We start from the raw sequence: 10,246 nt of genomic DNA, 5'->3' as shown, positions 1-10,246 counted from the left end.
GGCCCGGGATTGCCCAGGCCCGGGCGCCCCGCCGGCGGCTCCGACCCGTCCGGCCCGGCCCGGACGGACAGGTGGGGAATCACGCGCTCCGTGCGCGCGAGGCTTGAAGTCGCTCTTATTCGCCGCTATAGAGGCCCCCTTCCGCGAGATGCTCCCATCGTCTAGCGGTCTAGGACGTCGCCCTCTCACGGCGAAAACAGGGGTTCGAGTCCCCTTGGGAGCGCCACCCGCGGCATCATCGCAAAAACCTGGGTTGAGCGGCTTTGGCGCGGCCACGCGTGGCAGGCGGCCGAAGGGGCGCACGCATGTGGCGGCCTACCGCCGCGGGCGGCGCCGCGGCGCGTGCCCTTCCGGTCCCGGCGCGACCGGGCGCGATCCGCCCGGTGCAGCGCCAAGCCTCGTAGGGCTAGGCCTCACAGCGCCAAGGCCTCACAGCGCGCGACCCCATGGCCACCCGAAGGCTCCGGAGACTTCAGGGCAAGACCGGACTGCGAAGCAAGGACTGCGCCGGTTGACGCAGGTCAATTATAAATCGGACATAAATATTTCGCGAACATATGCAATGCAGGTCTAGCATTGGCATCGGGTCATCCTGGCGTGGCGTCCTGCAATGCGGACGCATCCTTGCGTCCTCTTGGCGGTGCGCCGCCCTTGACCGGGGGGACGCGGGACGGCTGTGTCGCGCCGGGACGAAACGGACGGCCGGGGGGCACATGTTCAGTCTGCAGGATCACAAGGCACTGGTGGTCGGCGTGGCCAACGACCAGTCGATCGCCTGGGGCTGCGCCAAGGCCCTACGCGACCAGGGCGCGGACCTCGCCATCACCTATCTCAATGCGCGCGCGGAAAGCCATGTGCGCCCGCTCGCCGAATCGATCGGCGCCAGCCTCATCCTGCCGCTCGACGTGAGCGTGCCCGGCGAACTCGAGGCGGTGTTCGATCAGATCGCCACCCGATGGGGGCGGCTCGACACGGTGCTGCACTCCATCGCCTTCTGCCCGAAGGAGGATCTGCACGGCCGGGTGATCGACTGCTCGGCCGAGGGCTTCGCCAAGGCGATGGACGTCTCGGTCCATTCCTTCCTGCGCATGATCCGCCTCGCCGAGCCGCTGATGCGCGAGGGCGGCACCTGCATGACGGTCTCTTTCTACGGCGCCGAGAAGGTGGTCGAGCACTATAACGTCATGGGGCCGGTGAAGGCGGCGCTGGAAGCGGTGGTGCGCTACGCCGCCGCCGAACTCGGCGAAAAGCGGATCTCGGTCCACGCCTTGTCCCCCGGCCCGTTGAAGACGCGCGCGGCTTCCGGCATCGGCCATTTCGACGACCTGCTGGCCGCCGCCGCCGATCGCGCGCCCACCCACCTCCTGGCCTCGATCGAGGATGTCGGCGCCTTCGCCGCCTTCCTGGCGAGCCGGGAGGCCGCCAACGTCACCGGCGGCGTCCACCAGATCGACGGCGGCTACAGCATCATCGGCTGACCTGCCGGGCGCGGGACGTCCGCCGGCCGCGATCATCGTCCAGCCGCCGCCCCCCGGGGCGGCAGACACAGAAGGCTGCCTGAGCATGAAGCGCGAGAACAGGACGTTCACCGAGCTCCAAGTCGGCGACAGCGCGGAGCTGCGCCGCGTCTGCACCGCGGACGACCTGTTCGTGTTCGCCACCGCCTCCGGCAACCACAATCCCCTGCATCTGCCGGGCTACGACCTCGACCGGGACGGCAAGCACGACGAGGTGACCGCCCCGGCCATGTGGGTGGGCTCGCTGATCTCGGCGGTGCTCGGCAACATCCTGCCCGGCGCCGGCACGCGCTACCGCTCGCAGACGCTCGAATTCCTCGGCCAGGCGAAGGCCGGCGACGACCTCGTGGTGCGGGTGCGGCTCACTGAGAAGCGCGACGACGGCGACGTGGTGCTGGCCACCACGGTCTACCGTGAGGAGCCGGAGGAGCTGCTGCTGCGCGGCGAGGCGGTGGTGAGCGCGCCGCAGGCCAAGATGGAATACGAGGAGCAGGACATTCCCGGCCTGCTGGTGCAGCGCCACCGCCACTTCGACGCCCTGGTGGCCCGCGCCGAGGCCCTGCCGCCGCTCACCGTGGCGGTGGCGGCGCCGGAGGAGCCGAATTCGCTCGGCGGCGCCCTTTTGGCGGCGCGCCACGGCCTCATCACGCCGATCCTGATCGGCGCGCGCGACAGGATCGAGGCGGCCGCACGGGAGTGCGAGGAGAGCCTCGAGGGCATCGAGGTCATCGACGTCGCCGATCATGCCGCCGCAGCCAACACCGCGGTGGACCTCGTCGCCCAGCACCGCGCCAGCGCGGTGATGAAGGGCCACCTGCACACCGACGAGCTGCTGCACGCCGCCTTGCGTAAGGAGAACGGGCTGCGCAGCGGGCGCCGCTTCACCCACATCTTCGTCATGGACGTGCCGGGCCTGCCCCACCCGCTGCTGGTGACGGACGCCGCCATCAACATCCAGCCTGATCTTTCGACCAAGATCGACATCGTCCAGAACGCCATCGACCTCGCCATCTCGCTCGGCATCGCCCAGCCGAAGGTGGGCGTGCTGTCGGCGGTGGAGACGGTGAACCCGCAGATCGCCTCCTCGGTGGATGCGGCGCTGCTCTCGAAGATGGCCGAGCGCGGCCAGATCATCGGCGGCCTGGTGGACGGCCCGCTCGCCATGGACAACGCCATCGACGTCGCCGCCGCCCGCACCAAGGGCATCACCTCGCCAGTGGCCGGCCACGCCCAGGTGCTGGTGGTGCCGAACCTCGACGCCGGCAACATGGTGGCCAAGCAGCTGACCTACGTCTCCCACGCCGAGGGTGCTGGCCTGGTGATGGGCGCCAAGGTGCCGATCATCCTCACCTCGCGGGCCGACAGCGCCAAGGCGCGCCTCGCCTCCTGCGCGGTCGCCGCGATCCACCATGCGCGCATGGCCGCGGAGAAGGCCGGCTCCAAGGCCGCCGCTCCCAAGGAAGCCGCTGCGAAGGAAGCCGCGCCCAAGGAAGCCGCTCAATGAGCACGCTGCCGGTCGCGCTCACCCTGAATGCCGGCTCGTCGTCGCTGAAGTTCAGCCTGTTCGACATCTCCGCCGCGCCGGCGCAGATGGCCATCGGTCTGGTGGAGAATATAGGCGGGCAGCCGCGGCTGAAGGCCGATCTCGGCGACACCTTGGCGCGGGTGGAGCGCGAGCTTCCCCCGGATGAGGCCGCCGACCACACCGGCGCGCTCGCCACCGTGCTCGACCTGCTGCGCGCCGCCTTTCCGGACGCCAAGGCCTCCGTGGTGGGCCACCGCGTGGTGCATGGCGGCCCGCACCACGCGGAGCCCATCGTCGTCACCGAGCCGGTCCTCAAGGAGCTCAGGCGCCTGTCGCCGTTCGCGCCGATCCACCAGCCGCACAACATCGCCGGCATCGAGGCCGCGCGCGCGGCGTTCCCCGACGCCCTGCAGGTGGCCTGCTTCGACACCGCCTTCCACCGCCACCACCCGAAGGCCAACGACGTGTTCGCCCTGCCGCGCGAATATTACGACAAGGGCATCCGCCGCTATGGCTTCCACGGCCTCAGCTACGAATACATCTCCGGCGAACTGAAGCGGATCGCGCCGCAGATCCATGCCGGGCGGGTGGTGGTGGCGCATCTCGGCAACGGCGCCTCCATGTGCGGCATCCTCGGCGGGCGCTCGGTGGCGTCCACCATGGGCTTCACCGCCCTCGACGGCCTGCCCATGGGCACGCGCTGCGGCCAGGTGGATCCCGGCGTCATCTTCTACATGGTGCAGCAGGAGGGGCTCACCATCGACGCGGTGCGCGACATCTTCTACACCAAATCCGGCCTGCTCGGCCTGTCCGGCATCTCCAACGACATGCGGGTGCTGGAGAGCGCGGGCGTGCCGGAGGCCAACGAGGCGATCGACTATTTCGTGTTCCGCATCCGCCGCGAACTGGGCGGCCTCGCCGCGGCGCTGGGCGGCCTCGATGCTCTCGTCTTCTGCGGCGGCATCGGCGAGAATTCGCGCAAGATCCGCCGCCGCATCTGCGACGGGATGGACTGGATCGGCCTGGATCTCGACCATGACCGCAACGACAACAACGCCCGGGTGATCTCCACCGATTTCAGCCGGGCGCGGATCATGGTGATCCCGACCAACGAGGAGATCGTCATCGCCCGCGCGGCCCAACGGTTGCTGTCCGCCCGGCAGGACGCGGCGAGCTGAAGGAGGGGAACATGAGGAAGGCAATCCGAGCGGACGAGGCGGCGGAGATCATACCCGACGGCGCGGTCCTGCTCATCGGCGGCTTCATGGGCGTGGGCACGCCCGACCGCATGATCGACGCGCTGGTGGCGCGCGGCGCGAAGAACCTGACCGTGGTGGCGAACGACGCCGCCATGCCCGGACGCGGCATCGGCAAGCTGGTCAGCGCCGGCGCCATCTCGCGCGCGATCATGTCGCATATCGGCCTCAACCCGGAGATCCAGAAGAAGATGATCGCCGGCGAGGTGGAGGTCGAGCTGGTGCCCCAGGGCACGCTGGTGGAGCGCATCCGCGCCGCCGGCGTCGGGCTCGGCGCGGTGATCACGGCCACCGGCATCGGCACGCCGGTGGAGGACGGCAAGCAGATCCTCGAGATCGGCGGCAAGCGCTATCTGGTGGAGCTGCCGATCCATGGCGACTTCGCCCTGATCGCCGCCCAGCAGGCCGACTATGCCGGCAACCTCATGTATTCCCTGACCGCCCACAACTTCAACCCGATCATGGCCCTGGCGGGCCGTACCGTGATCGTGGAGCCGGAGATGATCGTTCCGGTCGGTGTCATCTCGCCCGACGCGGTCAAGACGCCGGGCGTGCTCGTCGACCACATGCTCGCGAGGGCCGCGTGATGGATGCGAAAGTGATGGACCGCCCGCGCGCGGGCATGAGCGCCAAGGAAGTGATCGCCCGCCGCGTGGCGCAGGAGATCAAGCCCGGCATGCTGGTCAATCTCGGCATCGGCCTGCCGAGCATGGTGGCGAACTTCATTCCCCACGATTACGGGGTCTATTTCCAGGCCGAGAATGGCGTCATCGGGCTCGGCGCCCGGCCGCCGGAGGGCATGGAGGACCCGCACCTCACGGACGCCGGCGGCGGCTTCGTCACCGCAGTCCCCGGCGCCGCCTCCATCGACAGCGCCATGAGCTTCGGCATCATCCGCGGCGGCCATCTCGACATGACGGTGCTCGGCGGCCTGCAGGTGGACGAGCGCGGCTATCTCGCCAACTGGACGGTGCCGGGCAAGATGGTGCCCGGCATGGGCGGCGCCATGGACTTGGTGGCGGGCGCCAAGCGCGTGGTGGTGGCCATGGTGCATTCGGCGAAGGGCGAGGCGAAGATCGTGCCCGAATGCAGCCTGCCGCTCACCGCCATGCGCCGCGTCAGCCTGATCGTCACCGAGCTCGCGGTGATCGAGCCGACCCACGAGGGGCTTCTGCTGCGCGAACGCGGGCCGGACGTCAGCGTCGAGCAGATCCTGGCGCAGACCTCGGCGCGGCTCATCGTGGACGGGGACGTGCCCGAAATGCGGATCGGCTGATGGCCGCCGTCATCGACCTGACGCGCGCCCTGGCCTTCGCGGCCGAGGCGCACGCCAACCAGCGCCGCAAGGGCGCGGCGCAGGAGCCCTATGTCAACCACCTCATCGAGGTGGCGGACCTTGTGGCGCGCGCCACCGACGGGGCGGACATCGAACTGCTGATCGCCGCACTGCTGCACGACGTGGTGGAGGACACGCCCCGCTCCGCCGACGAGGTGGCGCAGGCGTTCGGCGCGCGGGTGGCGCGCATCGTCACCGAGAATTCCGACGACATGGCGCTGCCGAAGGACGAGCGGCGGCGCCACCGCATCGCCGCCATGGCGGCGAAATCCCAGGACGCGCGCATCGTCAAGATGGCCGACGTCATCTCCAATCTGCGCGCCATCGTGACGTCGCCGCCGGCGGGTTGGAGCGCCGACCGCAAGCTCGGCTATCTGGAGGGATGCCGCCAGCTGATCGATGCCGGCCGCGGCGCCAGCGCCCAGCTGGAAGACGTGTTCGACCAGACCGCCCGAGACGTGGAGCGGGTGATCCGCGAGGCCGCCGCGTTCGAGATCGAGGGGCATACGGTCGCCGTGCGGCATCTGGAAAATGCGGTCGGCCAGCAGGTGCATTTGATCTATCTGCCGAACACCGGCTGCCGCCCGCTCGCCGACGCCGACATGGACGCCTTCTGCCTCACGCTGGCGCGCACCTTCCCGTCCGCCACGGTGCAGCATGCGCAGGCGATCTACGAGGGACGGCGCCGGCCGATCCTGCTCGCCCGCATCCGCACCGACAGCACCGACGCCATCGTGGCGACGGCGCAGCGCCTGTGCATCGAGTTCGACCAGCGCTTCGTCGGGGTCGAGGTCGACGGGCGCTATGTGCGCATCTACGCCGACGACACCGCCTGACCCACCCGCGAAACATTCTGAACGCGGCACCGCCTGAAGGCGACACTGCCTGAACGCGGCGCGGTCCGATCGCAGCGCCATCCGCTCCCCGGCCGCCACCCCGTCCTGCGGGGCGGCGGGGCGCGGCGTGGGTGGCGGCGCTATTGCGCCGCCACCGTGAGGTCGACAGCGGGTCGTCGAGCACGTCGAGGGTCGCCGGCGGCAGGTCCAGCACCTGGCGGAAGCGCTGGAGCATGGCGAGGGTGCGCGGCTCCATGTCGGCCAGAGCGCCGGGCACGAACTGCACCACCTCGCACGCCCGGCGCCGCTCCTCCGGCGTGCGCAGCAGGTCCGGCAGGGTGTCGATGGCCGCGGCGCCGGCATATTCCACGATCAGGCTCTGCTCGTGGATGATCTGGGCGCGCTGGGCGCTCTTCAGGGAGCGGAACGGCTCGTCGCGCGTCAGCACGCGGGCGGACCGCTCCAGCCGGTCGCGCCGCACCGTGCCGCGCGCATCCGCCAACAGGATCAGCATGCGGATCACCGCCTCGACGAAGCCGCCGGACGAGACATGCAGCAGCGCCGACTGCACCTCGGGCAGCGCGACCAGCTCCTCCTTCGACTTGCGGGTGCGCTCGAAATTGAAGTTGCGGCCGAACCAGCGCATCTGGGGGGTGGCGTAGATGCTGAAGAACATCACCTCGTACCAGGCGTCGCGCAGGTCGCGGACGATATCGAACGACTGCTCGATCGCGTCGGCAACCAGCTTTTCCGCCAGCACGAAGGGATTGTCCTCGGCCGCCGGCTTGCGGCTCTGCGCCGTCGCCTCGGCGCTCGACGGCAGCGCCGCGAGCAGCGGGTTGCGCGAGGAGAGCATCGCCCGCTGCAGCCGCAGCGGGTGGAGCTGGCGGCCGAGCTCGGCGCTCGCCTTCGTCACGCTCGCCTGCACGAGGGGCCGCAGGACGATGTCATAGAGCTCGCCCTGCAGCTCGGACAGGCGTTCCACCGCGCCGAACGGCACCTCGTCCTGGCGGCCGTCGCCGAAGCCGGGCAGGTCGGCGATCCGGCGCTCGGCGAACGAGACGGTGAAGTGCTTGACCTGGCTGTCGGCGGCCTCCTCCACGTCCTCGATCACCATCTCGTAGAGGCCCGGCGCCAGCGCCTCGATGGTCTTCAGCGTCGAGGCCATCTCCTGGTGCTCGCGCTTGGCGATGGACGAGGAGACGAAGATGCCGAGATGGCCGATGGACTCGTGCACCATATAGACGATGCGCTGGCCGCGGATCTTGATCTCGGTCTCGTCCGCATAGGTGTCCATGATCCAGTTCAAGGCCTGCTTCACGGGCGTGATGTTGTCGCCGTGGCTGGCGAAGACGATAATCGGCGAGCGGATCTGCTTAACGTCCAGCACCCGGCCGTGTTCGAGGCGGGCCTCGTTGCGGGCGAGCTTGTTGCCGACGAACAGCTCGCGCACGATCCACACGATCTCCGGCTCGTTGAGCAGGAAGAAGCCGCTCCACCACTTCTCGAAATCGAGGAAGCGGCCGCGCTCTGTGTCTACCTTCTCGAACACGTCGTAATACTTGCGGAACCAGGTGCGGCCTGGATTGAGCATCTCGAAGTTGAGCACCAGCCAGGCGCCGTCGAAGACGCCGTCGCCATAGTCGGACCAGAACATGGGCTGGACCTGGCCGCCGAGCAGGCCGGCATTGTAGCGCATGGGGTTCGAGCCCACGTCGCCGGACCAGGTCTCGACCGGGGCGCCGTTGAGCACCAGCGGACCGGTGATGTCGGGATTGGATGCGCCGAGGATGAGGGTCGCCCAGCCGCCCTGGCAATTGCCGATCACCACCGGCTTCGGTGCGTCCGGATGCTCGGTCTGGACGTGCCGCACGAAGGCCGCCTCGGCGCGCGCCACGTCGGCCAGCGTCTGGCCGGGCTCCGGATTGCGCCAGAAGGCGGTGAAGTAGACCGGATGGCCGCCCTTCAGCGCCACCCCCACCTGGCTGTCCACCTTGAAGCCGCCGATGCCGGCGCCATGGCCGGCGCGCGGGTCGATGATCATGTAGGGCCGCTTCCAGTCGAACACCTCGATGCCCTGCGGCGGCAGGATCTTCAGCAGCATGTAGTTGCACGGGCGCGGCAGCGTGCGGCCGTCCACCGCGATCTCATGGTCGTAGATCAGCACCGGCGGGCAGCCCGCCGCCTCGTGGGCGAAGAAATTGTCGCCGCGCTCGCGCAGGCAGTCGGCGAGCAACACCGCGCGCTGCATCCGGTCGATGGCGTAGTCCTGCGCGTCGCGCAGCAGAGCGTGCGGCGCGACACCCGGCCGGGTCACCTGGGCGACCAGCGCCGTCAGCGCGTCGAAGGTGGCGCGCATGCGCTGGCCGTGGGTGGCCGAGATGTTGGAGAAGTGGCGGCCGGCGGCCTTCGAGGTGAGATCGCCGACGGTCGACCATTCCGCGAGCTGGGCCGTGAGCGCCACGGCGCGTTGACCGGCGGTCCAGGCGTTGCCGTCCGTCACCGCCGAAAAGAAAGGATTGGCGTGATCCCCTTGATGGCCGGCACTCATGACCCCCTCCCCTGTCCGACGGGGCCGTGCCCGCTCGGGCGCCGGCTTCAAGGCATTCGCCCCCATCGCACGCCATCAATACGCACGTTTTGCTGCAGATCCGTGTCTGACATGAATCAAAATAGTTGAGCCGACTTCATCGACTCCAGTGGTACGGGGTCATTCTGGGGACGATATCCTGCGCCGCGCAGTAAGGCCGCTCAGCGCGGGGTCTGCGCGCGCGCGGCGCGAACGCGCTCCTTGAGGGCGGCGAGCCCGATCGCGCCGGGAATGACCACGCTGCCGATCACGTAGCCCGGCGTGCCGTTGATGCCGAGCGCGGCGGCGAGCCGGCGTGTTTCCGCCAGCGTCTCGTCCGCCTCGCTGCTCGCCATGTCGCGCTCGAGGCGCGCGCGGTCGAGGCCCGCCGCCGTGCCGGCCGCCAGCGCCCGCTCGCGCGAGACCCCGCGCTCGCCCATCAGCGCACGGTGGAAGGCGAGGTATTTCGCGCCACTCGGGTCCTGCATGCGCACCGCGATGGCCACCCGCGCCGCCTCGATCGATGTCGGCCCGAGCACCGGGAATTCCTTGAGCACGAACTTGACGCCCGGGTCCTCGCCGATCAGCGCCAGCATGTCAGCCAGCGCGCGTTTGCAGTAGCCGCAATTGTAATCCATGAACTCGACCACGGTGACGTCACCCTGCGGGTTGCCGAGCGTCACCTGGTGGGGCGAGGCGAACAGGGCGGCGGCCTGGCTGCGGATCACCGGCGCCTTGTCCGCGTTCGCCTGGCGCCGGCTGCGCAGCAGCGCCTCGAGCGCCTCCTGCAGCACTTCGGGGTTCTGCGCCAGATAGTCCTTCACGATCGCCTGCACCGTCTCGGGATGGCGCGCGAGATAGTCCTTCACGATCACCTCGACGCGCGCGCGCTCCCTGTCCGCCGGCTCGGCGTGGCCGGCCGCCGGCACGGCCGGGAGCGCAAGGGCGAGGGCGAGGGCGAAAAGGAGCGGGCGGAGCGGCAGTGTCATCGCGGTCCTCATGCGGGCCGGGGCGGGCGGCCGTGCGGCGCGCGCCGGGCTTCGGCTTCTGCTGGGGCTTCGACGGCGGACTGGCTTGGCGGGTAGTTCGGCTCTGCGTCGCCCGACGCAGCCGGAACCTCGCGCGGCGGGCGGGAGAGGTTTTGCCGCGCCGGCGCCTGGCGGGCCGGAGGGCGTTCCGCTGCCGGACGCTGGGTCTGGGGCGCACC

Annotated in this window: 7 protein-coding genes, 1 tRNA gene and 1 pseudogene; 7 read left to right on the top strand and 2 right to left on the bottom strand. The window is 69.8% G+C overall.

Going from position 1 to position 10,246, the window contains the following annotated elements; translation table 11 throughout:
* The first annotated feature begins 150 nt into the window (after nucleotides 1-150).
* The 7 genes and pseudogenes from AC2W7M_RS12730 to AC2W7M_RS12700 form a co-directional block, all read left to right on the top strand.
* Nucleotides 151-226: transfer RNA gene (locus tag AC2W7M_RS12730), tRNA-Glu, on the top strand.
* A gap of 487 nt (nucleotides 227-713) precedes the next feature.
* Nucleotides 714-1,478 (top strand): enoyl-ACP reductase FabI, encoded by a 765-nt coding sequence (gene fabI / locus AC2W7M_RS12725; protein WP_486132668.1) that lies wholly within the window; start codon nucleotides 714-716, stop codon nucleotides 1,476-1,478.
* A gap of 85 nt (nucleotides 1,479-1,563) precedes the next feature.
* Nucleotides 1,564-3,021 carry a bifunctional enoyl-CoA hydratase/phosphate acetyltransferase gene (locus AC2W7M_RS12720; protein ID WP_486132667.1) on the top strand — a complete coding sequence of 486 codons (1,458 nt, stop codon included), beginning with the start codon at nucleotides 1,564-1,566 and terminating at the stop codon, nucleotides 3,019-3,021.
* A complete protein-coding gene (locus tag AC2W7M_RS12715; RefSeq protein WP_486132666.1) occupies nucleotides 3,018-4,220 on the top strand; it encodes an acetate/propionate family kinase in 1,203 nt (400 codons plus the stop codon). The genes AC2W7M_RS12720 and AC2W7M_RS12715 overlap by 4 nt, the downstream gene beginning before the upstream one ends.
* A gap of 11 nt (nucleotides 4,221-4,231) precedes the next feature.
* Entirely contained in the window at nucleotides 4,232-4,885 is a 654-nt protein-coding gene (locus tag AC2W7M_RS12710; protein WP_486132665.1) for a CoA transferase subunit A, read from the top strand.
* Between the two features lie 35 nt (nucleotides 4,886-4,920).
* The gene (locus AC2W7M_RS12705; protein ID WP_486132669.1) at nucleotides 4,921-5,574 is read left to right on the top strand and encodes a 3-oxoacid CoA-transferase subunit B; all 654 of its coding nucleotides are present in this window, start codon (nucleotides 4,921-4,923) and stop codon (nucleotides 5,572-5,574) included.
* A pseudogene (locus tag AC2W7M_RS12700) lies at nucleotides 5,574-5,960 on the top strand (HD domain-containing protein); the annotation flags it as partial. The gene AC2W7M_RS12705 and the pseudogene AC2W7M_RS12700, both read left to right, overlap by 1 nt.
* A gap of 292 nt (nucleotides 5,961-6,252) precedes the next feature.
* Here the strand turns inward: AC2W7M_RS12700 and AC2W7M_RS12695 are convergent.
* On the bottom strand, nucleotides 6,253-9,021 hold the full coding sequence (locus tag AC2W7M_RS12695; protein WP_486132664.1) for a DUF3141 domain-containing protein: 2,769 nt from the start codon (nucleotides 9,019-9,021) through the stop codon (nucleotides 6,253-6,255).
* Between the two features lie 200 nt (nucleotides 9,022-9,221).
* Complete coding sequence (locus AC2W7M_RS12690) at nucleotides 9,222-10,028, bottom strand: DsbA family protein (RefSeq protein ID WP_486132663.1); 807 nt, start codon at nucleotides 10,026-10,028, stop codon at nucleotides 9,222-9,224.
* Between the last annotated feature and the right edge of the window lie 218 nt (nucleotides 10,029-10,246).

It is taken from the genome of Xanthobacter sp. BG11Y11_SDJG (assembly GCF_057364445.1).
Note: the sequence above shows the minus strand (reverse complement) of the source record. Positions and strands in the feature narration are given on the sequence as shown.